This is a genomic window from Exiguobacterium sp. s194 (genome assembly GCF_018618275.1).
In the GTDB taxonomy this organism is placed as follows: domain Bacteria; phylum Bacillota; class Bacilli; order Exiguobacteriales; family Exiguobacteriaceae; genus Exiguobacterium; species Exiguobacterium chiriqhucha.
Genome location: NZ_JACSLT010000002.1, coordinates 155,191 through 178,925, shown reverse-complemented (window position 1 = coordinate 178,925; position 23,735 = coordinate 155,191). Strand labels below are relative to the sequence as shown.

The following is a 23,735-nucleotide window of genomic DNA, read 5'->3' as shown; positions in this document are numbered from 1 at the left end:
ATAGATAAGTCATGTCAACAACTTATCTATATAAGTTAGGTGTGACAATTATGTGACAGGCGTTCAGTATTTTTCTTCCCTCTTGCCTTGATTCAAAACGAAAAAAAGACTCCTTTCGAAAAAGGAGCCTTACCGGCGCGCCACATCGCTGAACTGGAACTTGTCGAGCCGGTGGCGGGACTCGGTATATTCGAACTGTCTGCCCTCATAGAGGAACGTGTCGTTCGTGATGACGATGACGTATTCATAATCGTGCAGGTCGAGCCGCAACCGGTCGAGCTCGGTCACGTCCTCGGCCGCGATCTTCCGTTTGGCGTAACTGATTTGCATCCCGAGCTCGTGCTCGACATAGGCGTAAATCGATTGCGCGGCGATTTCTTCTGTCAGGCCGGGCACGAGGTCTTTGACGAAATAGTTCACGTCTAAGATGACGTTCTCACCATCGAAGTTGCGGACCCGTTCAATCCGGAACATGCGTGTCCCCGGCGTTAAATTCATCCGGTCGGCGAGCCACGCCGGCGCCTCGATGTCCTCGAACGAGGCGACCGATGTCTGAATCGAGCGACCGAGCATGCTGGCGTACACTTCGGAGAAACTGACGATGCCGTTGAACTGGAATTCGATTTGATCGCGCCGCAGCACGAACACGCCTTTCCCGTGATGCTTCCGGACGTAGCCGTGCTCTTGGAGCAAATCGAGCGCTTTCCGGACCGTCCCTCGACTCGCCTCGTACTCGTGCATGAGTTCGGTCTCGGACGGCAGTTTCGACTCCGCCGCATACTCGCCCGTCTTCATCCGCTCGGCGAGACGCTCATAGATTTGACGATATTTGGCCACAGGCTCACTCCTCTCTATCGAAAAAGACGACCAGATGGCCGTCTTTTGTTTACCATTCGCGGCGATACCACGTGATGCCGATTGCGCCTGGCCCAAGGTGTGTCCCGATGACCGGTCCGAAATGACCGCCCGTGACATGCGCCTGCGGAAACTTCTGTTTCATCGAGGCGATTTCCTCGGCCTGACGTTCCGGGCAGTTGGCGTGGATGATGCCGATACAGTAGCCTGTCCCGTCGCCTTGAATCGACTGTTCCATCATCTCTTCGATGCGACGGACCGCCTTCTTGTACGTCCGAATCTTCTCGAACGGGACGATCATCCGGTCTTGGAAATGAAGCACCGGTTTGATTTGAAGGAACGACCCGACGAGCGCTTGCGCCGCGCTGAGTCGGCCGCCTCGTTGGAGGTGGTCGAGGTCATCGACGACGAAGTACGCCCGAATCAACTCGCGCATCTTTTCAAGGTGAGCCATGATTTCTTGCGCCGACGCGCCTGCATCGCGTAAATGAATCGCTTCCTCGACGAGGAACGCTTGAGGCATACATGAGATCTCCGAATCGAATGCGTGAACGTTGACGTCGACCATGTCGTTCAAGGCGATCATCGATTGATACGTCCCGCTGATCCCGCTCGAGAGCGTGATCGCGATCACGTCCGTCACCTCGTTCGGGAGACGCTCAATCAGTTCAATCGTTTCACCGATGCTCGGCTGGGACGTCGTCGGCAAGTTCCCTGCCTCGATCCGGTCATAAAAAGCCTCGGTCGTGATATCGACGGCTTCGCGAAATGACTCCCCGTCAAAAATCACGCTGAGCGGTGCGACGTGGACGTCGTGGCGCTCACAAAATTCGGCCGGCAAATAAGCGGTACTGTCGGTCAAAATGGCTATGTTTCCCATGCTATATCCTCACTTTACATCGTTTCATTTTCCAATTGAATGTGGATTCCATTCCATATTGTAGCATAAAAACGATGCATTGCATCGGTCGAGGTCAAATCTCGACCCATCCGCGACGGATGGCGTCGACGACGGCCTGTGTCCGGTCGTTCACTTCCATCTTGCGGAGCACCGACGAGACGTGGTTCTTGACCGTCTTCTCGCTGATGAACAGCATGTCGCTGATGTCACGGTTCGAGCGGCCCTCGGCGAGCAAGTGGAGCACTTCGACTTCACGGCGTGAGAGCAATTGGTAGACGGGATCGTCGGTACGGCTCTCGACGTTACGGCTGGCCTGTTCACCTTTGAATTGGAGCAAGCGACGGTACTCTTTCAAGACGTTCGTCGTCACTTTCGGGTGCAAGTACGCCCCATCCTTCGCAACCGAGCGCACGGCCGAGATGAGCTCGGTCGATGCGACTTCTTTGAGCAAGAACCCAGATGCCCCGGCTTCGAGTGCATGCGTAATGTACGACTCATCGTCGTGGATTGACAAGATGAGGACGCGTGTCTCTGGTGAGAGCACGGACAACTGCTTCGTCGCCTCAATCCCGTTCAATTCCGGCATGTTGATGTCGAGAATCAAGATTTCCGGCTTATGGTCCGCGGCGATGCGAATCGCCTCGGTCCCGGTGCGCCCTTCGGCGACGACCGTGAACTCGTCCTCTAAATCAAAAATCCGTTTCAAGCCTTCTCGAAACAGCTCATGGTCATCCACAATCGCGATGCGTGTTTGTAATTGTTCCATCTGGATACTCCCCCTTGTTCTTGTCTTACGTGATCGGAATCGACATGCGGACGACCGTCCCTTTGCCGACTTCCGAGTCAATGGTCATGCTTCCGTTCACCAACTCGATCCGTTCTCTCATCCCCACGATCCCGAATGACTCTTCGCCAATCGAACTCGGCACGAATCCGACCCCATGGTCGCGTACATGAATATGTATCGCATCATGCGCTTGCTCGACGTTGACGATAATCTCTGACGTCTTCGAGTGTTTGATCGCGTTTTGGACGGCCTCTTGGACAAGCCGGAACACGTTAATTTCCAGTTTCTCAGGCAATCTGGCCCGAGAGCCCCGGTAGTTGAGCCGGGTCTTGATGGCCGTATATTCTTCCGTCTGATGGAGATACCGTTCGAGCGTCGGCAAGAAACCGAGGTCGTCAAGCGACATCGGACGAAGGTCGTAGATGAGACGCCGGACGTCGACGAGCGCGCCGCGGATGAGGCGTTTCAGCTCGTGCAGTTCGGCGAACGCCTCGTCTTTCCCCCGCTTGTCGAACGTCTTCTCGATCAAATCGGCCCGAATCAAGATATGGGCAAGCGATTGCGCTGGTCCGTCGTGCATCTCACGGGCGAGGTGGCGCCGTTCACGTTCGGCCGCCTCAAAGACGCTGATCGCCATCTCTTGCTTCTTCATCATGTCCGAGTACTCTTGCTGCAGGTCGTCCCGCAGGAAGTTCAACACGACGGAGACGCGGCTGACGAGTTTGTCGGCCCGCTCAATCGTGTCCTCGAGGATGAGCAGACGGCGTTCAAGGTCGTTGCGACGCTGTTGGCCGGCCATCTCTTCTTTTTGGATGAGAAAACGCTCGAGCTGCATTTGGTTGGCGCGTTCGTACGCCTCCCGAATCTCTTGCTCGCTATGTATATGAAACTTCTTGCTCACTTGGACGAGTTTATTCTTCGCCGCTTTGACGAGCAGGTCGAGCCGTTCCGACTCCTCGATGTAAAACTCAATCTTTTGCGTCAACTCTTTCAGTTCGTTCTGAATCAACGAATACTCGTTGGCCGAACTCTCGGTAATCCGGACGATCTCCTCTTTACTTTCCGTCACCGTATCAATCATATTTGTTATGATATGTTCTAAAGCTGTACGATCAGTAATATGATTCACGATGCCATCCCCTAATAATTCGGTAGTAAGTCCTCATCTATTCCTATTATCGTCTGCGGAACGTTCGTTTCCAGTAAAACTTGGAGGCTCTCTTTCCATTTCGCCGCAACTGGCGTTGACGCCTACTTGAATTTTAAAAAAAATATTCAAAAATAGAAAGGAGAATTTTCAGAAATGTCCACTGAACCGAATTATACTATAAAACAAGACGGAGAATACGAGGTCGTCATTCAAAAGTCGAAATTTATCGCCCACTTCAAACGGGTCACGTCCGAGGACGAGGCGCAAGCGTTCATCCAAGCCATCAAGAAGGCGCACTGGAACGCCAACCATAATTGTTCCGCCTATATCATCGGCGAACGGAACGAGTTCCAAAAAGCGAACGATGACGGCGAACCGAGCGGGACGGCCGGGTTGCCGATGCTCGAGGTGCTCCGTAAACGCGAATTGAAGGATACGGTCGTCGTCGTCACCCGCTACTTCGGCGGGATCAAGCTCGGCGGCGGCGGACTCATCCGCGCTTACGGCGGCACGGTGAGCGAAGGGCTCGACGCGGTCGGCATCGTCGAACGCATCCCGATGCAACGCTTGACGCTCACGGTCGATTACGGCTGGATCGGCAAGGTCGAGAACGAGCTGCGGCAATCGTCGTACCTCCTCGACGACATCGTCTACGCGGACACCGTCACGTTCCACATCTCGGTACCGGTCGAAGAGACCGACGCCGCCCTCGCCTGGCTCGTCGATTTGACGAACGGCCAAGGAGGACTCGAGACCCAGGACCAACGTATCATCGAACGTGATTTTGTGCGGTAGGTCACGTATACTAAAGGAAACGAATGAAATGAGGAGACGACATGGAACAAGACTCCCGTAAGAAACGTCCCGTGTGGAAAATCGTACTGCTCGTGCTCGGCCTCGTCCTGTTGATTGGTGGGTCGGCCTTCGGCTACTTCGTCTTTAAGGCGAACGAGACGGCGGAGAACACGAACAGCGAGCTGACACGCGGGGACAAGTCGGACCGTCGAGAAGAGACGGTCGATTTGACGAAAGATCACTTCTCCGTCTTACTCGCCGGCGTCGATGGCGGCGCCTCGCTCGAAGAAGGACGGACCGACTCGCTCATGGTGGCGACGTTCAACAAGGAATCGCGCCAAGTGACGCTCGTCAGCATCCCGCGCGACTCGTACGTCGATATCGTCACGACTGACGGTGAGTTCAAAGACAAAATCAACCATGCCTACGCCTACGGTGGCATCGACACGACGATCGCGACGGTCGAGAAACTGTTCGACATCCCGATCGACTACTATGCGACAATCAACTTTGATGGCATCGAGGATCTCGTCGATGCGGTCGGCGGCGTCGAGGTCGATGTGCTCGTCCCGATTTCCGGGCGGGCGACCGGCAACGTCGAACTCGAACCAGGTGTCCAAACGCTAGACGGCAAGGAAGCGCTCGCCTATGCGCGCATGCGCAAAGACGACCCTGAAGGCGACGTCGGACGGGCGAAGCGTCAACAGCAAGTGCTCGAGGCCATCATCAACGAGGCGACAACAATCACTTCGTTCACGAAGCTAAACCGGATTATGAATGCGGTCGGCGATAACATCCGAACGAACATGTCCCTCTCCGAAGCGTCCCAGTTGCAGCCGTATACGAAGTCGCTCCGCTCGTTCAACCAGGAGACGCTCGCAGGCGGCGACTTGACGCTCGGCGGCGTCTACTATTACGAGCTCGACCCGGCCGACTTGAGTGAGAAGCGCTCGCTCTTGAAGACCGAGCTCGGCCTCCCGCTCACGGCGGAAGATCGTGACAATGGGACCGGCGACGGTTTGAATGAAACAGAAGACGGTTTCAGCGAAACGACGACCTACTGACCAAACAAAAGCCCAAGGACACGATGTCCTTGGGCTTTTGTTGATGCTTCACGTCTTCGGTCGTCCGAGCAGACGCCGGGACGTCTGGATAATCGGCTTATAGTTCGGGTGAATCAACTCGGTCGACTCGACGATCAGCTCGATGACGATCAGGACGATGACGAACGTGATGATGGCTCCGAGCATCGTCGTCTTCGCGAACAGAATCGAGGCGATGCCGAAGAAGAACGTCATCCCATACATGAGCAGGACGGCTTGCCGCGTCGTGAAGCCCATATCGATCAACTGGTGATGCATATGCGACTTATCAGGCGACATCGGCGGACGCCCTTGCACGAGCCGACGGACGATCGCAAAAATCGTGTCCGAGATCGGCAGACCGAGCAAGAGGACCGGGACGACGAGCGAGAACAGCGTCACGTTCTTGAATCCGATCAAGGAGAAGACGGCGAGCATATAGCCGAGGAAGAGCGCCCCGGTGTCGCCCATGAATATCTTCGCTGGATAGAAGTTATGGACGAGAAAGCCGAGCGTGCTCGCCAGGAGCAACAGCGCCATCATCGTCAAATAAACGTTCCCTTGGATGATTGCGAGCAGCGCGATCGTCCCGAGGGCGATGCTCGAGACCCCGGCGGCGAGTCCGTCGAGACCGTCGATCAAGTTGATGGCGTTCGTGATGCCGATCAGCCAGAGCACCGTCACCGGGATGCTCCACGAACCGAGATACAGCTGTTGGTCGAACGGCAGGTTAATCAATTCGATGCGCATGCCTGAGTTCAAGACGATGACCGTCGCGATCATCTGGCCCATCAGTTTGACGCGGGCCGTCAGTTGGAAGCGATCATCAATCAAACCGGTCAACAGGATGACGACCGCCCCAATCAAGATGGCATCGTTATAACGGCTCGTCGGCAATAGGAGCGCATAGCCGATAAAGAAAGCGATGAAGATGGCGAGGCCGCCGATCCGTGGCATCGTCCGTAAATGTACTTTTCGGGCGTTCGGGTGATCGACCGCTCCGATCAGAAAAGCAAACCGGCGAACGAGCGGCGTGATCAAGATGGCCATCACAAAACTGACCAACATGGCAATCCATAACATGGGCCAACGTTCCTCTCTCATAAAAAAATAGACTCTGGCGAATTATAGCATATTTCCCGTGAGGCGAGACGTATCAGAAATGTTACAACAAAAAATCCCGACGAGTGAATCTCGTCGGGTCTGGTCAGGCGTGGGCCGGGTGCGTCGTCACGTCATCCGTGGCTTCGTATGTATATAACCCGCGTCCTACTTTTTTGATGTCAGGATTGACGGACTCGATTTTCACCATTAGCTGGTAAATATTGCTAATGTGGTGACGATAACGCAACTCGAGCTCCATTTGAATGTCCCGCACGCTCATCGTCTTCCGTTCCTTCAACAGGTCTGTTACCTGATGGACATAGACCTCGAGCGGATAACGTTGATTGACGCGACGTGGGCGCATTCGTTTCGACGGATCGAGTAGCGATTCTTCTTCCCGCTTGTTCCGGTTCAGTTCCGAAATCAAATACTCGGCCCGGCGTTGCAGCTGGCGATACGACTCTTCGATCTCCATCAGTTCCCGATAAATATTTTCATTCACGTTTGTAGATTCCATGCACAAATCCTCCTCTACACCTAATTGATGTTCCCCATCACCCAAATTCATCAATTATTACCAGTTATTACTTGTTCCCATATAAAAGTGTAACGGTTTTGTAATGTACTTGTCATCTATTTTTAGGCATTTCTATCTATTTTAGGTCTTTTGGACCAACACAAAAAGATGACGACTGTTCGGGGCAGTCGTCATCTCACGGAAGATGATCGTAGTCTTTACGCGCCGACGCGTTCGAGGATGCGTGCGAGCGAGAGTTCATCGGTCGAAGAAACGATGAGGTCTGCATGACCGAGCATCGACTCTTCCCCGACGGCGACAGCAAACATGTTTGCCGCTTTGATTGCAGTTACGCCTGCAGCTGCGTCTTCAACGCCGATGGCATGTTCGGGTTTCACGCCAAGGGCAGAGGCAGCCTTCAAAAACACTTCGGGATGTGGTTTTGATTCGGCGACAGTTGCTGCATCGACAATGTGATCGAAGTAATGACGGACACCAAGTGCGTCTACGACCGCGAATGCGTTTTTAGAAGCCGAAGCCATTCCGATTTTGAGACCAGCCTCTTTAATTTCATCGAGGAATGAAATGATGCCCGGCAACAAGTCGGCTGAAGAGATGTGTTGAATGAGTTCAACGTAATGCTCGTTCTTCTTCTGTGCGAGTTCCGCTTTTTCATCCGGTGTGAAATCGTCCTGTCTTCCACCGAGCGCGAGGATGCGCTCGAGCGAGTCCGTCCGACTCACGCCTTTTAGCGTCTCATTGAACTCGCGGTCAAACGGAATATCGAGCTCTTCTCCAAGTTGTTTCCAAGCGAGGTAATGGTACTCCGCGGTGTCAGTGATGACACCGTCCAAATCAAAAATGACTGCTTCAATCGTCGACATACATGCTTTCCGCCTTTCCTTCTAATGCTTCTGTCGTCAGACTACATTAAGGGAACTTGACAAGTACCCGTTGCACGATTGGTCATTGATGCAAACGGTTGCACTTGTTCGATTTCTATTATAAATGAAAAAGCCATCATCATGCAACCGCTTTCGCAAAAAAATAAAAAAGCAGGAGAAGCAGGTGCTTCTCCCACGACTTATAATTGGATTCCGACGACTTTCACGTTCACCGATAACGGTGTCATGGCAAGCATCGTGTCCATGTCTTGCGTGATGCGTTCTTGCACGGCCGTCACCGTCTTGACGATCGATTGACCGTACGCGATGTAAAGTGACAAGTTGATTGTGACGCCTTCTGACGACTCGTCGACTTTGACGTGCTTCATGAGCGCGCGCTCTGACAATTTCGTATCTTCTTGTGTGAACGACACGTATTTCGTCTCTTTGACCACGACAGCGGCGATCATTTCCACGACGTGGCGTGAGACGTTGACGTCTCCTTCAGTGCTGTGCATTCCATTTTCGTATGGCATGGTGTCACTTCCTTAACTCTAGTTTCGCTTCCCATCTTAAAGTGTAGCGGAAAACCGCCATTTAGAAAAGGGTTTACGATTTCACGTCCTTCATATCTTGGGCACGGCGAACGTCAATCTCGACGAGCGGCTTCAACAGCTTGACGACCGGCGGGCTGATAATCACCAGGACGATCAAGAAGGCGACGCCGAACAAGACGAGCAATTGGAGCCACGACGTCGGCATGAAACCGGCTGGGATGAACGCCTTCCAGGCGACGACGAGGAAGACGTGCACCAAATAGACGTAGAGGCTATACTTCCCGGCCCGGGTGAACACCGGCAGTTCACGCCCTGGAATCATCAAGGCGAAGCTGATCGCCATAAGAATCGACACCGTGTAGACGATCAAGAAAGCGAACGGCCCGCTCCAAATCGCCTCCGGCACCGCCGACTCATAGGCGAACCGGAATTTGAACAAGTTACCGATATGATAGAACGTACCCTCCTGTTGGAAACTCATCGAGGCGAGTAGCCCGAGCGTGAGCGTCGTGAAGACGGCAAAACCGCCAATCCGGTAACGGTTGCGCTGCTCGGCCCGCTTCGGCAATTCAAAGAAGTTCAACGTGTTCCGTTCGCTCATCCAGTTCCCGATCAAGAAGAACGGGTAGAACATGATGACTTTCCGGAGCGCGAAGAACCCGGTCGACTCAGCTTGGAAGCCGAACAGGAGCGCGAACAAGAGCGCGAACAGCACGTATCCTTTCAATTGTGTCACGTACGGGGTGATGACGTACCAGATGATAATCGCCATCAAATACCAGAGCGCCCAATACGGCGTCAAGATGTTCAGTGCAGGGTTCTCGAGTGATAAGAGCGGGATGCCCTCGGTGAAGGCGAACCACGAGCCGAGAATCACTTGCCAGATGACGTAGACGACGAACAACTGGATGACGCGCAAATAACGGTTCTCCCGGAAGAAGTAACCGCTCAACATGATGAACAACGGCATGTGGAACGTGTATAAAAATAAATAGACCCATTTCGGCAGGATGTCGTCATACGCGCCGCGTACGTCGGTCAACAAGTGACCGAACACGACGAGCAAGACGAGCACGCCTTTAATATTATCGTACCAATGATTTCGCATGTCTTTCCCTCTAGTTCTTTATTAGTTTTCTGATGTTCTCTCTTTTTTGCCTCATCCATCATAGCCGATTTTTTGAGCTGATGAAATTACGATTCCACAAAAAAATGATGACTTCACTGTCATCATTCCCCGGATTTGCCCTCCGCAAGCCGAAACGTCAAGAAATCTTCAAGCTAGAGCACGTTTCGCGCGTATTCAAATAGACGAGAGTGGGTACAGTATAGTATAGTAGTCTTACTAAATAATCAGAATATTCTAATAAAAGGAGGTGTGGAGAATGGCTTCCGTCATCCGTAACCGTCATCATATGGTGCATGACCCGAAACGTTCATTCTCTAACTTCGGATTTTGGTGGTTCACCGGCGCCTTTTCCGTCGGACTGCTCATCGTCGCCTTCGAACCCATCCGGGAACGATTTACTGCCATCCATCCGATTCTGTCTGCCCTATCGTTCGTGTTCATCTCGTTCTTCATCGGTGTCGCCATGAAGCTCGCCCGGGACGTCTGGTGGCTTAATTATCTGCTTGAGCGCACATCGAACCGGTATATGTACATCGCCGCGGATACGCTCCGCGGTTGGCAGTACACGCTTGACTCCATCTGGTTATTGACCCGCACGTCACAAAAAAAGCTCGGCCGATTGTATATCCAAATCGACCGAACCGTTCGTTCTGAAGAGGCGAAACGTCTGTTCGCCGCCTATTTGATTGATCGAGGTGTGCTCGTCGTCTATTCGAGACCACCGAAACCGAAGAAGATGGCTTAATCGAGGAACGGTTCTAGCCATGCCCGAGCTGCCTCGACTTCTTCCATGCGCAGCTCGTGCCCACCTCCGTGATAGAAGAGTTCGACGTCCGCTCCGGCACTCCGTAGCGTCGACGTGAGCTCTTCTGTTTCTGTTTTCGGGCAAATCGGGTCACGTTCTCCGGCCGAGATAAACACGTTCGCACCAGCGAGGTCCGGTAACGTGAGCGAGCGGTCCGGGACCATCGGGTGGAATAAGAGCGACGCGTGGAATGCGTTTTGTCGGTACAGCGCCGAGCCGATCAAGTTGGCGCCGTTCGAATAGCCGAGCGGAATCATCTTGTCCCGGTCGATGCTGTACTCTGTCGTGGCGTCATCCAAGAACGTCAAGAACCGTTCCGTCTGTTTCTTCAAGTCCTCGAGGTCGAGTACGCCTTCCGCGTGACGGCGGAAGAAACGGGACATGCCGTTCTCGAGGACGTCACCGCGCAGCGTCAAAATGTTTGCCTCCGGGGCGAGGATTCGAGCGAGCGGAATCAAGTCCTGTTCTGTCCCTCCTGTTCCGTGCAATAAAACGAGTGTCGTCTCGGTCGTGCCTTTGATGAATTGATGAATCATGTCATGTCTCCTCTCGGGATTGTAATCGTCGGTAACGTGCGAGTGATCGCCTCGCGGTCTTGTTCGAACCAAGCCGGGAGTTTGAGTGTCGAGCCGAGGCCCTCCAAGCTCTCATCGATCAAAAAGCCAGGAGCGTCGGTCGCCAGTTCGTGAAGAATCCGACCGCCGTCATGGAAGTAGACCGAGCGGAAATAGTGACGCTCTTTCACTTCGGTCGGGCGTAGCCCGAGCTCGAAGATGGCGTCTTGCCATGAGGCATAGTCTTCCCCATCATTGATGCGCCAGGCGATATGATGGACTGTCCCCGAACCAGGAACCCCGTTCGGCAGGATGGTCTTTTTCACGTCGATGACGTTGCCGTAGTCGGCCGTCGCCTCAAGGCGAATCCATTCTGAATCTTCCCCTACCGTCTCAAAGCCAAACAGCCCCGTCAACAGGCGAACCGTCGCCTCCGGGTCTTTCGACAATAACGTCGCCCCGGCAAAACCAACAATCGCCTCGCGTGACGTCACGCCCGGCACGACCCAACTTGTCTGTTTCGTACTGGTCCGGGCGACAAGCTCGACGACAAGTTCGTCCGGGTCTTCAAACAGGAGCGACGGCTCGCCGAAGCGCTCGGTCGCGACCGTACCGACGCCATGGTCGTTCAATCGTTTCTCCCAGAACAACAGACTGCCTTCCGGGACGAGATAAGCCGTGACACCGACCTGTCCGCTGCCGACGCTACCTTTGCCGATCCCAGGGATCGGGAAGAACGTGATGACCGTCCCCGGTGACCCTTGCTCGTCCCCGAAGTAGAGGTGATACGTGCCCGGGTCGTCGAAGTTGACCGTCTGTTTGACGAATCGAAGTCCGAGGACATTCCCATAAAAATCTAATGTACGTTGTGGGTCTTTCACCATCGCCGAGATGTGATGGATACCCGCTGATTGCTTCGTCATGTCATGTCCTCCTTTTTATTATCTTGATTTCAAGATAAATCATTTTTGAAGAAATGTGAAACTTTTTGCTCAACATGGCGTACGCTAATAGTAGACACTTACAAGGAGGTACATACTATGACGTTACAAATTGATCGTGTCTCGAAACAGTTCGGCGACTTCACGGCCGTCGACGACTTGAGCTTTCATGTCCCAAAAGGCGAGATGTTCGGGTTGCTCGGGGCGAACGGCGCTGGGAAGACGACGACGTTCCGCATGATTCTCGACATCCTCAAACCGAGTGCCGGGACGATTACGTGGGACGGCCGCAACGTCGACCATCGCATCGTCGGCTATCTGCCGGAAGAACGAGGCCTCTATCCGAAATCACCCGTCCGTGACCAGCTCGTCTTCTTGGCTAGCCTGAAAGGCATGCGGCAAGCCGAGGCGAAGCGGGCCGTCAAGACGTGGCTCGAACGGCTCGAAATCCCTCAGTATGAGACGATGCGCGTCGAACAACTGTCAAAAGGAAACCAACAGAAGATTCAACTCGTGGCCGCCCTGCTCCACAACCCGGAACTGCTTATTCTCGATGAACCGTTCAGCGGGCTCGACCCGGTCAACGTCGAGATTTTAAAACGTGAAGTGCTCGCGCTCCGTGACGCCGGGACGACGATCGTCTTCTCGAGTCACCGGATGGAACATGTCGAGGAGCTGTGCCAACATATCGGCATCTTGAAAGGCGGCCGTGCCGTCGTCAGCGGCGACGTCCCGACGATCAAGACTCGTTACGAGGAGCCGGTACTGTTCATCGAGACCGATCGCCCGGACCTGTTGCAAGCCCTCCCGGTCGTCCGGGCGGTCGAACCACATAAGGATGGCCACTTCGTTCGGCTCGACTCGTTCGACGAGAGCGATGCGGTGCTCGGTGCCCTCGTGGCGAACGGGGCCGCCATCAAGACGTTCATGCGCCAGCCCGTCTCATTAAACGACATCTTCATCAAGGAGGTCGGCCAACATGTTTCATAACTTCGGACCACTTTACTCGTTCACGTTGCGCTCGAAACTGCGCTCGAAGGCGTTTCTCATCTCGACGTTGTTGACGATCCTGTTCATCTTCGGTTTCACGAACATCGACCGATTGCTCGCGAACTTCGAGGACACAGACCAGGCGCAAGCCATCCTCGTCACCGACAATAATGAACTGACGACGCTCATGCAGTCGCTCGGTTATGAGGACATCGAATCGTCCGCGATCTCCGAGTCCGAAGCGCGCGCTGGGCTCGATAACGGCGACTATGAGATCGTCGCCTTCATCGAAGGGGATTCGGCCCGCGTTTTATCGGAACGGCCGGAACCGGATTTCACGACGGTGTTACAGACGGCGCTACGCGAAGTCCGGAACGCCGAACTGATTGAGGCGTCGAACATCGATCCGACCGTCCTCGCGGCGTTGAATGAGCCCGTGACGGTCGAGGAATCGTACCTCGGCCGCGGCGGAGAGAACTCGGACGAGCTGTTCTCGTCGTTCGCCTTCGTCTACGTCATGCTCATGTTGCTCTACGTCTCGATTATCACGTACGGGTCGATGATTTCGACCGAGGTCACGACCGAGAAATCGTCGCGTGTCATGGAGCTCATCATCTCGACGACGCACCCGGTGACGCATATGCTCGCTAAAATCTCGGCCATCGGGACGCTCGCCCTGCTCCAAATCGCCATCTTCCTCGGCTTCGGTTACTTCAGCGCCCGCAGCAACGAGATGGCCCAGTTGGTCATCGACAACGCCGGTAACGTCCGCGCCGTCGTCTATCTATTGACGTTCTTCACGCTCGGCTACCTGCTCTATGCGGCCATGTTCGCCGTGCTCGGTTCGCTCGTCAGCCGGGTCGAGGAGTCGCAACAGATGACGATGCCGGTCATCATGCTGCTCGTCGCCGGGTTCCTCGCCGCCATGTTCGGTTTGAACAATCCGGAGGCACCAATCGTCACGATCCTGTCGTACGTGCCGTTCTTCACGCCGATGCTCATGTTCCTTCGCGTCATGCTCGTCGACGTACCGGTGTGGGAAGTCGCGTTATCGATCGGCATCATGATCGCCACAATCGGTGTGATTTTGTGGGTCGGCTCGAAATTTTATCGCGGCGGCGTCTTGTTCTACGGCAACAATGCGATTAAACAATGGCGACAAATATTACAGAATCGACAATAACGTTTACAGCATTTTCGTTTTCGTATACTCTAAAGAATGTGCAAAATGAGGAGGAAACGAACTATGCGATCACGATTACTCGCAGCTTTAATCTTTACTTTCATGACGACGCTCACGACGTTCATCTGTTATACCGTCTTCTTGGACGCCGATGCGCTGTGGCAAATCTTGCTCGCATACGCAGGAAGCACGTTCCTCGGGACGCTCGCTTTTTGGTATCCGGTCAGCCGGCGTCCGGAGACGTCGCGGTTCGGCGGCGCGTGGATCGGCATCTTGATCACAGCGACGACGCTCATCGGATTCACCGCAATCCGCTTCACCGTTCGTGGTGACGCCGCGTCCTTACTCGACTGGCAGACGATGCTCGCGAGCCTCGCCTATACGTTCGGTTACGTCGGCTGGGTGCTCACGATTCTCAATATCGTGCTCGGCTTCCTACTTGCCGGGACACGACCGAAAGTACGCTACGACGCGCGCATGGCGCGTTAATATCAATAAAAGGAGCCAAGACGCATTGTCTTGGCTCCTTTTGTATTCATCCTTTGCTCTGCTCCCTTCCAATTTGCTGATGATATAACATCGACGCATCAAGTAGTTCATCAAGTTTAAGGGTTAGCATCATTTTTTCTCGTTTGCTTAATTTCTGTCCATAAAACATCAAATCTCTAAATTCACTATCCAAACTTCGATAACTTTTACCTAATTGCTCCCTAGTGCTTTTCATTGTTTCCACCATCTCCATATCTGTACCTCCTCCCTAACTAAATTAAAAAAACACGAACTTTTGGTCCGTGTTGTTCACTGCAATTTATACGATTTAGCGACGACTCCGAATTCCGTGTATTGGAACGAGTTGTCCACGAACTGGTCCGGTACGAGTTGCTCGATGTAACGAGCGAACGGGACGATTCGATGCGTCGGTTCGTGCGAGCGGCCCAGGTCGAGTACAGCATCGACGAGCGCCTCGAGCGCTTGATGTGACGTCGGTTCCTCGTCTTCGGCGAAGATGCGGCGAAGTTCTTCCTCATGCATCAGGTCAAAGATGCGCATGCGCGCCTCGAGCTGCCGCTGCATGTCCTCGGTCGACTTGCCGTGCATCGCCTCGTCGTAGGCGAGCTTCATCTGTTCGAGCTCGGGGACCGTCCCTTTCATGAGCACTTTGAGCGATTCACCCGTCCAAATATGGCGGGCCAAATAATTCGCGTCGATCTTGAGCGCCTCGGCGAGCGCCTCTATGTAAGGCATCGTCGGGTAGACCTCACTCAGTTCGGTCCGGCGAATAAAGTACGGAGCGACGCCGATGCGATCGGCGAGCGCCTCGACCGAGATGCCGGCCCGCTCACGTAAAATTCGAATCCGATCCCCATACCCCCGATACGGTGCGTTCTTTCCATCCATGTGTCTCTCCCCCTCTCTTTTTAGTATAGTTCCCGAATCCATAAAAAAATACTCGGAAGCGTATGCCTCCGAGTAAAATGTTCCACTTATTTTTTCGTCAATTCGACGACTTCTGTAGAACCGGCTGTGACCGTGTCGCCTTCAGCAACGAGTTTGTTCACGCCGAAGCTGTCATGGTTCGTGATGATCACCGGTGTGATCGTCGACGGCGCGTTCGCTTTGATGAAGTCGAGGTCGAAAGTGACGAGCGTGTCGCCCGCTTTAACCGCTTGACCTTCTGTCACGTGCGTTTCGAAGCCTTCACCTTTAAGGTTGACCGTGTCGAGACCGATGTGAATCAAGTACTCGGCACCGTTGTCAGCGTTGATCCCAATCGCGTGTTTTGTCGGGAAGACAGTCGCGATTGTACCGTTGACCGGCGAGACGACTTTGCCGTCTGTCGGTTCGACGGCGATGCCGTCACCCATCATTTTTTGCGAGAACACTTGGTCAGGAACGTTCGTGATGTCAATGACCTTCCCTGTAAGCGGTGAAACCGCGTTAAGTTGTTCTTCTTTACCACCGAATAGTTTTTTAAAGAATCCCATAGCTTAATCCCTCCAACATGTTCTGTTAATCAAAGTCTTAGCTTTTATACCCGAAAAGCTTCCTCTTCAATCCCTACCCTATAAACGGTATAGTTGTAATAAGGTAGTGCGAATTCGTTTACACATCGTAAGAATACGAGTGTGCAATCGCTTTTGCAAGCCCTTTTTACACTTTATAAAAATTTCACATGATGGAGGCGCTTACAATGACGACTTTCACAAAATTGTCATATGAACGGCCCGACTTGGACGCTCTAAACAGCCGATTGTCGGACTATTCAGTCGAATTGCAACAAGCGAGCACACTCGAGGAAGCGAACGAATTGATTCGCCAAATCAACCAGGAACGGAACGAATTCGAGACGCAAAGTCAGCTCGTCTCGATCCGCCACTCGATCGACACGCGCGATGCGTTCTACGAGGCCGAGCAGACGTTCTTTGACGATGCCTTGCCGGTGTACGAAAAAGAAGTGCAGGCGTATTATCGCGTTTTGACCGAGCACGACCTACGCAACCAACTCGAACAGGAATGGGGCAGCCAGTTGTTCGAACTTGCCGAGCGCGCCCTCAAGACGTTCGAAGAGTCGCTCATCCCGAAACTTCAAGAAGAGAACCGATTGGCGACCGCTTATCAGAAAGTCATGTCAGCGGCCCAAATCGAATTCGACGGCAAGACGCTCAACTTGTCCCAGTTCGGCCCGTATCTGCAAGCCCCTGACCGTTCGGTGCGAAAAGCGGCGTCCGAGGCCCGTTATACATATCTCGCCGACAACGGGGACGAGCTCGACCGCATCTACGGTGAACTCGTACGCGTCCGGACCGACATCGCTCACGCGCTCGGCTTCCCGTCGTTCGTTGAGCTCGGTTACGCCCGGATGCAACGCGTCGGCTATGACGAGTCGAAAGTCGACAACTTCCGCAAACAAGTGCGCGACGTCATCGTCCCGCTCGCAACGACGTTAAAAGAGAAGCAAGCGAAACGGATCGATGTCGACGCCCTCTATTATTATGACGAGTCGTTCGTCTTCCCAGATGGCAACGCGACGCCACAGGGCGACGAGGCGTTCATCATCGAAGGCGGGAACACGATGTATCGCGAACTCTCGAAAGAAACGGACGAGTTCTTCCAATTCATGCAACAGCGCGGCGCCCTCGATCTTACGGCGAAACCGGGCAAGGCCGGAGGCGGCTATTGCACGTACCTCCCGTCAGAAGGTCTCCCGTTCATCTTCTCAAACTTCAACGGGACGGCCGGCGATATCGACGTGCTCACGCATGAGGTCGGTCACGCCTTCCAAGTGTACGAGAGCCGTCATTTGACGACGCCGGAATATGCGTTCCCGACATACGAGGCATGTGAAATCCACTCGATGTCGATGGAGTTCTTCTGCTGGCCATGGATGGAGCTGTTCTTCGGCGATCAAGTCGACAAGTACAAGTTCAATCACTTGGCCGGAAGCATCACGTTCTTGCCGTATGGCGTCCTCGTCGATGAGTTCCAACACGTCGTCTACCGCAACCCAGGAATGACGGCCGCTGAACGTCGCCAGGCATGGCGTGTCCTTGAGAAGGTGTACCTCCCGCACCGTGACTATGAGACGAACGACTATCTCGAGTCAGGCGCTTGGTGGCACCAACAAGGACACATCTTCCAGAGCCCGTTCTACTATATCGACTACACGCTCGCGCAAGTGTGTGCCTTCCAGTTCTGGGTGCGCATGCATGAGGACCGTGAGGCGGCGTGGAGCGATTACCTCACGCTCTGCCAAGCCGGCGGCAGCCGCTCGTTCCTCGAGCTCGTCGAATTGGCCGGTCTCAAGTCGCCGTTCGAGGACGGCGTGTTGAAACAGACGGTCGGACAGATTGAAGACTATTTGTTGAAGCACCCACTCGCGAACTGAACTAAAACGAACCCACTCACGTCAGCGTGAGTGGGTTTTCTCGTTCTAGATCTAAGTGTACTTCCACATCGAGACGCAACAACAGGTGAGCCCGTGAGCCCACCTGTGTCTTCAAATCACATCTAACGGTTCTTTCCCACTCGGTGGCGGGAACGCCTCGTCGAGCGCGTTATAGTCGTCCTCGGTCAAGTTGAGGAGCATCGCCGCTCCGTTCTCTTCGACGTGCACTTTCTGCCCCGCTTTCGGGATGGCGATGACGTTTCCGCTCCGCACCGTCCACGCGAGCAAAATTTGGGCCGGTGTCGCGCTATACGCCTCGGCGATTCGGTTCACCGTCTCGTCGTTGAAGACTTTCTCTTTCACGTCGCTTCCTTCGGCGAGCGGGGCGTAAGCCATCATCGGGATGCCCTGTTCCTGTAAGAACGGCAACAAGTCGTACTCGACACCACGGCTGCCGAGATGATAGAGCACTTGGTTGACGCCGCAATGTTTCCCCTTCGGCAAGGCGAGCAGTTCTTTCATGTCGTCGACGTCGAAGTTCGAGACACCCCACGCCCGAATCTTGCCATCCGCCTTCAATTGCTCGAGCCCATCGACGGTCTCCTCGAGCGGGATGTTCCCGCGCCAATGAAGCAGATACAAGTCGAGGTAATCGGTGCCAAGACGTTCGAGCGTGGCGTCACACGCTTGGACGAGCTTGTCGCCTCCGGCGTTATGCGGATACACTTTCGAGACGAGGAACACGTCTTCTCGTCGGTCTTGGATCGCTTCACCGACGAGCGACTCCGATTTCCCTTCCCCGTACATCTCCGCCGTATCGATGACGTGAAACCCGCAGTCGAGTCCCGTCCGGAGTGCCTCGATCTCGGCTTCCCGTTTCGATTCGTCTTCTCCCATGCGCCATGTGCCTTGCCCGAGGGCCCTCATCTCACGCCCGTCTGGCAGTTCAGCCACGTGTTGTTTCAATGCCGCCAAAATTAATGTATGTGGAATGCGGTTCATGCCATTTCCTCCTTCGTCCATTGTTCATGTAACGGTCCAGTCGTCCCGAAGACGGGATCGGTCGCCGGCTTGTCGACTCGTTCGATCCGTTGCACACTGTCCGGCCGCTCTTCCGGTTTCCCCGTCAACGTGTCGTAGTCGCGTCCTTCCGGATACGCACCGACGATGGCGAAATCTTCACTCGCCTCGAGACGGCGATGTCCCGTCCCGGCCGGTAAAATCAAGACGTCCCCCGCTTGAATCGAGACGAGGTCTCCGGTCGCACCCCCGAGTTGAACCGTCGCCCGGCCCGATTTCACGCCAAGCACTTCATGTGTGTTGCTGTGGTAGTGGTGGTAATCGAACACCCCGTTGACCCAGCTGTTCCCCCAGCCGTTATGTTCGAACGTCTCTTGCATGCCGTCCGGCTCGTCGAACACGCCTCGGTATAAAAGCACCGGAAAATTTGGATTGTTCGGAATCGAACCGTCGTCTTCAAATCGATATGTCTTCATATCCATTGTCATCCCCTCCTTGTCTCTGTCTTTGTACCCGAGTTGACGCACGATTAACCTGTGAGCCAAATCACGGTGAAAAGTTCAAAAAGATAATTCAAAAAACTTAGTTTGTTCGATAGACAAACTAAAAAGTTTGATGTATTCTATTCCTGAAAACGATTACAGAAATGAGGAGGATGATTCGCATGTCACAAACTCAAACGAAAAAGGAATACTATGAAGGTGTCGGACAAATCAAATTTGAAGGAGCTTCTTCTACCAATCCATTCGCCTTCAAACACTACAATCCAGAAGAAAAAATTGGTGGGAAGTCGATGGAAGAACTGCTCCGCTTCGCCGTCTCGTACTGGCATACGTTCACAGCCGATGGAAGCGACCCGTTCGGCAAGGCCACGATGATCCGACCGTATGACCGCCTTTCAGGAATGGACCTCGCCAAAGCCCGCGTCGAAGCGGCGTTCGAGTTCTTTGACAAGTTGAACGTGCCTTACTTCTGCTTCCATGATTTCGATATCGCTCCTGAAGGAAGCACGCTCGCTGAGACAAACCGAAACATCGACGTCATCGTCTCGATGATGAAAGAATATATGAAAACAAGTAAGACAAAATTACTTTGGAACACAGCGAACATGTTCTCACATCCACGCTGGATTCATGGAGCCGCGACTGCGCCGAATGCAGATGTGTACGCATACGCAGCAGCTAAAGTGAAAAAAGGACTCGAAGTCGGGAAAGAGCTCGGGGCCGAGAACTATGTGTTCTGGGGAGGTCGTGAAGGGTATGAAACGTTGCTCAACACCGATATGGGACTTGAGCTTGATAACTTGGCCCGCTTCTTCCACATGGCCGATAGCTATGCCAAAGAGATCGGCTTTGATGCCCAGTTCTTGATCGAACCGAAACCAAAAGAGCCGACGAAACACCAATACGACTTCGACGTGGCGACGGGTCTTGCCTTCTTACAGAAATATGACTTGGCGGACCGCTTCAAATTCAACATCGAAGCCAACCATGCGACGCTCGCCGGACACACGTTCGAACATGAGCTTCGCGTCGCCCGCGTGAATGGGATGCTCGGATCCGTCGACGCGAACCAAGGTGACCCGCTCCTCGGCTGGGATACGGATGAATTCCCGACCGACCTGTATTCAACGACTCTCGCCATGTATGAGATCTTGTTGAATGGTGGGCTTGGAAGCGGTGGGCTCAACTTCGATGCAAAAGTCCGCCGCGGTTCATTCGAGCCTGAGGACTTGTTCTATGCCCACATCGCAGGCATGGACAGCTTCGCCGTCGGTGCGAAAGTCGCTCAACGCTTGATTGATGATCGTGTGTTCGAAAACATCATCCAAGATCGCTACGCAAGCTACAAAGAAGGAATCGGAAAAGACATCGTCTCCGGTCAAACCGACTTCCACAAACTTGAGGCCCACGCGTTCACGCTTACCGACATCCAAAATAAATCGGGACGTCAAGAACAGCTCCGTCACATCCTCAACCAATACTTGTTGGATGTACAACGCCCTTAATCGCGAAGCCCAGACTCCATGATGGGGTCTGGGCTTTTCCATCAAACTAGAAAGGATGAACCTAATGAAATATGTCATCGGAATCGATTTAGGGACGAGTGCGGTCAAAGCCATCCTCGTCGACCAAAACGGGCAAATCTGCGGGGAAGCGAGTCGCGCCTACCCTCTCATCCAAGAACGAGAAGGCTATAGCGAACAAGATCCATCAGCCTGGGTCGAACAGACGGTCAACGCCTTGACCGAGCTCGTTCAAAAGTTTGAAGGACGTCCTGAAGACATCGAAGGCATCAGCTTCTCAGGACAAATGCACGGGCTCGTCTTACTCGATGCGCAACATCAGTTGCTTCGTAATGCGATTCTTTGGAACGATACGCGGACGACGGCTGAATGCGAGGAAATCAAGGATCGACTTGGACCACTACTCCTCGATCTTACTAAAAACCCTGCGCTCGAGGGCTTTACGCTTCCGAAACTACTATGGGTGAAGCGGTATGAGCCTGACTTGTTCCGTCAAGCGGCCGTCTTCCTGCTCCCAAAAGACTACGTCCGCTATGCGTTGACAGGTCAACTGCATATGGATTATTCCGATGCGGCCGGAACGCTTCTCCTCGATATCGCTAAAAAGGAATGGAGCGACGAAATCTGTGAACGGGTTGGTGTGCCGAAATCCCTTTGTCCCCCACTCGTCGAGTCGTCTGATCAAATCGGGACGCTCAGTTCTTACTACGCGACGCGCACCGGCCTTTCTTCGAACGTCAACGTGTTCGCCGGAGGTGCGGACAATGCCTGTGGTGCCATCGGGGCAGGTATTTTGAACGATCAACAAACGATGTGCAGCATCGGTACATCGGGTGTCGTCTTGGCCTATGAACCAACCGCCCTGCTTGATTTCAAAGGGAAAGTCCATTATTTCAATCATGCTAAGCCAGGTGCCTATTATACGATGGGTGTCACCTTGGCAGCAGGACATAGCTTATCCTGGTTCAAGGATACGTTCGCACCGGACCAATCATTCGAGACGTTGCTCGCCGAAGTGAAAGACGTACCGATCGGGGCGAACGGGTTGTTGTTCACTCCTTATCTCGTCGGCGAACGGACTCCTCACGCGGATGCAATGGTGCGAGGAAGCTTTATCGGAATGGACTCCACCCATCGACTCGCCGATTTTTCACGGGCCGTGTTAGAAGGAATCACGTTCTCCTTAAAAGAGTCCCTCGAGCTGTTCCGTGCGGAAGGCAAAGTGATCACGTCGATCGTTTCGATTGGAGGGGGCGCCAAAAACGAGGCATGGCTGCAAATGCAGGCAGACATCTTCGACGCTACCATCATCAAGCTTTCCAACGAGCAAGGCTGTGCGCTCGGTGCCGCCATGTTGGCTGCGTACGGCTGTGGGTGGTTTAACAGTCTCGAGGCCTGCAGTAAGGCGTTCATTCAGGAAGCGAAGCGATACGAACCGATTCCAGAAAACGTCACACGCTACCACGCCTTGTTCGCACTCTACCAACAAGTCTATCCGGCCACGAAACAGCTCTCTCATGGTCTGTCCGCATTTCGGAGAAAGTGAGACGACGATGAACTATACATCTGACCATTACGGGACCGTAGACGGTATCCCCGTCTCGCGTCACCGCGTATCGACAGACTCGTTCAGCTTTTCTTGTATCGATTATGGATGTACCATCACGGAAATTGCCGTCCCCGATCAACTGGAGAACATGGATAACGTCGTATTAGCGCTTGATTCGCTTGAGGATTACGTCCGTCACGATTATTATCTGGGTTGCGTGGTCGGACGGGTGGCCGGAAGGATACAGAATGGTCAGTTCACACTCGACGGTCAGACCGTTCAACTGTCTTTGAACGACGGTCCCAACCACCTTCACGGTGATTACTTCCATAAGGTCGTCTGGACCCCATCCATCGAACAAACGGATGATGGCGTGACCATTCGATTTGAACGGTCGTTTCCTCATGGACATCACGGATATCCTGGGAATATTGACGTCTCGGTCGAATACACGATTACCCCCCACGCCGTGGCCATCCGCTATGAGGCGAAGACCGACGCGCCGACCGTCATGAACATGACAAATCACACATACTTCAATTTATCAGGGACGTCCATGCCGATTTCTGACCATACGCTTCAGCTTATGAGTGACTCGTTCTACGAGCTAGACAAGACCCTTATTCCGCACCGCGTGAAATCCGTCATGACCTCCCCGGCGTTCGATTTTAGAGAGGCGAAACGAATCGAAGATGGTCTAAATGATTCAGATGCGCAACTTGACCTCGCCGGAGGCTTCGATCACCCGTTTTGCCTGCCCCAAACGGAACGTCCTCAAATCAATCTTCGTCATGCTTCCGGCCGCAGGCTTTCCGTCCATACGACCGAGCCGTGTGTCGTCTTCTATTCGGGCAATATGCTTCCGAACGAGCTGAGACGGAAAGGCCTTTGTTTCGAGACGCAACAGGCACCGAACCTGCTGGACCCTCGTAGTGTGTTACGTCCCGGCGAGACGTACGTCGCCGAGACGACGTGGACGTTTGTCCCATAACAATAGCCCGCCACCTGAAGGTGACGGGC

At 53.7% G+C, this 23,735-nt stretch carries 26 protein-coding genes; 10 read left to right on the top strand and 16 right to left on the bottom strand.

From position 1 onward, the window contains the following. Window positions 1-129 precede the first annotated feature (129 nt). The 4 genes from treR to KNP85_RS15860 all read right to left on the bottom strand — a co-directional run bounded on the left by treR (window position 130) and on the right by KNP85_RS15860 (window position 3,672). On the bottom strand, window positions 130-795 hold the full coding sequence (gene treR, locus KNP85_RS02805) for a trehalose operon repressor (protein WP_051627780.1): 666 nt from the start codon (window positions 793-795) through the stop codon (window positions 130-132). A 91-nt stretch (window positions 796-886) separates the two neighbouring features. Then, window positions 887-1,735: a DegV family protein gene (locus tag KNP85_RS02800; RefSeq protein WP_058764224.1), complete on the bottom strand. Its 849-nt coding sequence runs from the start codon at window positions 1,733-1,735 to the stop codon at window positions 887-889. A gap of 94 nt (window positions 1,736-1,829) precedes the next feature. Next, window positions 1,830-2,522, bottom strand: a complete 693-nt coding sequence (locus KNP85_RS02795; protein WP_214801184.1) for a response regulator transcription factor — start codon at window positions 2,520-2,522, stop codon at window positions 1,830-1,832. Window positions 2,523-2,547: 25 nt separating this feature from the next. Then, the gene (locus tag KNP85_RS15860) at window positions 2,548-3,672 is read right to left on the bottom strand and encodes a sensor histidine kinase (protein WP_214801181.1); all 1,125 of its coding nucleotides are present in this window, start codon (window positions 3,670-3,672) and stop codon (window positions 2,548-2,550) included. A 174-nt stretch (window positions 3,673-3,846) separates the two neighbouring features. On the opposite strand from KNP85_RS15860, the gene KNP85_RS02785 reads away from it, so the two are divergent. Continuing rightward, the gene (locus KNP85_RS02785) at window positions 3,847-4,488 is read left to right on the top strand and encodes a YigZ family protein (protein WP_214801178.1); all 642 of its coding nucleotides are present in this window, start codon (window positions 3,847-3,849) and stop codon (window positions 4,486-4,488) included. Window positions 4,489-4,529: 41 nt separating this feature from the next. After that, window positions 4,530-5,552, top strand: a complete 1,023-nt coding sequence (locus KNP85_RS02780; protein ID WP_214801175.1) for an LCP family protein — start codon at window positions 4,530-4,532, stop codon at window positions 5,550-5,552. Between the two features lie 48 nt (window positions 5,553-5,600). On the opposite strand, the gene KNP85_RS02775 is transcribed toward KNP85_RS02780, so the two are convergent. The 5 genes from KNP85_RS02775 to KNP85_RS02755 all read right to left on the bottom strand — a co-directional run bounded on the left by KNP85_RS02775 (window position 5,601) and on the right by KNP85_RS02755 (window position 9,740). After that, window positions 5,601-6,653, bottom strand: coding sequence for a glycosyltransferase family 4 protein (locus KNP85_RS02775; protein WP_021066539.1), 1,053 nt, complete (start codon window positions 6,651-6,653; stop codon window positions 5,601-5,603). Between the two features lie 124 nt (window positions 6,654-6,777). Further along, window positions 6,778-7,191, bottom strand: coding sequence for a Rok-like winged helix domain-containing protein (locus KNP85_RS02770; protein ID WP_021066538.1), 414 nt, complete (start codon window positions 7,189-7,191; stop codon window positions 6,778-6,780). Between the two features lie 218 nt (window positions 7,192-7,409). Beyond that, window positions 7,410-8,075 carry a beta-phosphoglucomutase gene (pgmB, locus tag KNP85_RS02765; RefSeq protein WP_021066537.1) on the bottom strand — a complete coding sequence of 222 codons (666 nt, stop codon included), beginning with the start codon at window positions 8,073-8,075 and terminating at the stop codon, window positions 7,410-7,412. Between the two features lie 200 nt (window positions 8,076-8,275). Beyond that, window positions 8,276-8,611: an Asp23/Gls24 family envelope stress response protein gene (locus KNP85_RS02760; protein WP_029594988.1), complete on the bottom strand. Its 336-nt coding sequence runs from the start codon at window positions 8,609-8,611 to the stop codon at window positions 8,276-8,278. Window positions 8,612-8,684: 73 nt separating this feature from the next. After that, window positions 8,685-9,740, bottom strand: coding sequence for an acyltransferase family protein (locus tag KNP85_RS02755; RefSeq protein WP_029594987.1), 1,056 nt, complete (start codon window positions 9,738-9,740; stop codon window positions 8,685-8,687). 277 nt (window positions 9,741-10,017) lie between these two features. Here KNP85_RS02755 and KNP85_RS02750 point away from each other — a divergent pair, with 277 nt between their 5' ends. Next, window positions 10,018-10,506: a hypothetical protein gene (locus tag KNP85_RS02750; RefSeq protein ID WP_214801171.1), complete on the top strand. Its 489-nt coding sequence runs from the start codon at window positions 10,018-10,020 to the stop codon at window positions 10,504-10,506. Here the strand turns inward: KNP85_RS02750 and KNP85_RS02745 are convergent. Together KNP85_RS02745 and KNP85_RS02740 are read right to left on the bottom strand one after the other, a co-directional pair. Beyond that, window positions 10,503-11,102: an alpha/beta hydrolase gene (locus KNP85_RS02745; protein ID WP_214801168.1), complete on the bottom strand. Its 600-nt coding sequence runs from the start codon at window positions 11,100-11,102 to the stop codon at window positions 10,503-10,505. The two genes, KNP85_RS02750 and KNP85_RS02745, sit on opposite strands and share 4 nt — an antisense overlap. Continuing rightward, entirely contained in the window at window positions 11,099-12,043 is a 945-nt protein-coding gene (locus KNP85_RS02740) for a VOC family protein (RefSeq protein WP_214801165.1), read from the bottom strand. Before KNP85_RS02740 ends, KNP85_RS02745 begins: the two co-directional genes overlap by 4 nt. Window positions 12,044-12,160: 117 nt before the next feature. On the opposite strand from KNP85_RS02740, the gene KNP85_RS02735 reads away from it, so the two are divergent. The 3 genes from KNP85_RS02735 to KNP85_RS02725 all read left to right on the top strand — a co-directional run bounded on the left by KNP85_RS02735 (window position 12,161) and on the right by KNP85_RS02725 (window position 14,723). After that, window positions 12,161-13,051, top strand: a complete 891-nt coding sequence (locus KNP85_RS02735) for an ABC transporter ATP-binding protein (protein ID WP_214801162.1) — start codon at window positions 12,161-12,163, stop codon at window positions 13,049-13,051. Beyond that, complete coding sequence (locus tag KNP85_RS02730) at window positions 13,041-14,234, top strand: ABC transporter permease (RefSeq protein WP_214801159.1); 1,194 nt, start codon at window positions 13,041-13,043, stop codon at window positions 14,232-14,234. Before KNP85_RS02735 ends, KNP85_RS02730 begins: the two co-directional genes overlap by 11 nt. Before the next feature lie 63 nt (window positions 14,235-14,297). Next, window positions 14,298-14,723, top strand: a complete 426-nt coding sequence (locus KNP85_RS02725) for a hypothetical protein (RefSeq protein ID WP_021066529.1) — start codon at window positions 14,298-14,300, stop codon at window positions 14,721-14,723. A gap of 46 nt (window positions 14,724-14,769) precedes the next feature. Here the strand turns inward: KNP85_RS02725 and KNP85_RS02720 are convergent, their stop codons facing one another. From KNP85_RS02720 to KNP85_RS02710, 3 genes are all read right to left on the bottom strand, one after another. Then, complete coding sequence (locus KNP85_RS02720) at window positions 14,770-14,976, bottom strand: hypothetical protein (RefSeq protein ID WP_214801156.1); 207 nt, start codon at window positions 14,974-14,976, stop codon at window positions 14,770-14,772. Window positions 14,977-15,032: 56 nt separating this feature from the next. Beyond that, the gene (locus KNP85_RS02715; protein ID WP_214751682.1) at window positions 15,033-15,632 is read right to left on the bottom strand and encodes a helix-turn-helix domain-containing protein; all 600 of its coding nucleotides are present in this window, start codon (window positions 15,630-15,632) and stop codon (window positions 15,033-15,035) included. An 86-nt stretch (window positions 15,633-15,718) separates the two neighbouring features. Further along, window positions 15,719-16,219: a PTS sugar transporter subunit IIA gene (locus KNP85_RS02710; protein ID WP_021066526.1), complete on the bottom strand. Its 501-nt coding sequence runs from the start codon at window positions 16,217-16,219 to the stop codon at window positions 15,719-15,721. 206 nt (window positions 16,220-16,425) lie between these two features. Between KNP85_RS02710 and KNP85_RS02705 the strand changes: the two genes are divergently transcribed. Beyond that, window positions 16,426-18,120, top strand: a complete 1,695-nt coding sequence (locus KNP85_RS02705) for a M3 family oligoendopeptidase (protein ID WP_214801153.1) — start codon at window positions 16,426-16,428, stop codon at window positions 18,118-18,120. Between the two features lie 111 nt (window positions 18,121-18,231). On the opposite strand, the gene KNP85_RS02700 is transcribed toward KNP85_RS02705, so the two are convergent. Next, window positions 18,232-19,122 carry an aldo/keto reductase gene (locus KNP85_RS02700; protein WP_214801150.1) on the bottom strand — a complete coding sequence of 297 codons (891 nt, stop codon included), beginning with the start codon at window positions 19,120-19,122 and terminating at the stop codon, window positions 18,232-18,234. Further along, the gene (locus KNP85_RS02695) at window positions 19,119-19,622 is read right to left on the bottom strand and encodes a cupin domain-containing protein (RefSeq protein WP_214801147.1); all 504 of its coding nucleotides are present in this window, start codon (window positions 19,620-19,622) and stop codon (window positions 19,119-19,121) included. Before KNP85_RS02695 ends, KNP85_RS02700 begins: the two co-directional genes overlap by 4 nt. Before the next feature lie 182 nt (window positions 19,623-19,804). On the opposite strand from KNP85_RS02695, the gene xylA reads away from it, so the two are divergent. The 3 genes from xylA (at window position 19,805) to KNP85_RS02680 (ending at window position 23,706) form a co-directional block, all read left to right on the top strand. After that, window positions 19,805-21,148, top strand: coding sequence for a xylose isomerase (gene xylA / locus KNP85_RS02690; RefSeq protein WP_214801144.1), 1,344 nt, complete (start codon window positions 19,805-19,807; stop codon window positions 21,146-21,148). Window positions 21,149-21,212: 64 nt separating this feature from the next. Beyond that, entirely contained in the window at window positions 21,213-22,712 is a 1,500-nt protein-coding gene (gene xylB / locus KNP85_RS02685; RefSeq protein WP_214756303.1) for a xylulokinase, read from the top strand. Window positions 22,713-22,719: 7 nt separating this feature from the next. After that, window positions 22,720-23,706, top strand: coding sequence for an aldose epimerase family protein (locus tag KNP85_RS02680; RefSeq protein WP_214801141.1), 987 nt, complete (start codon window positions 22,720-22,722; stop codon window positions 23,704-23,706). Window positions 23,707-23,735: the final 29 nt, after the last annotated feature.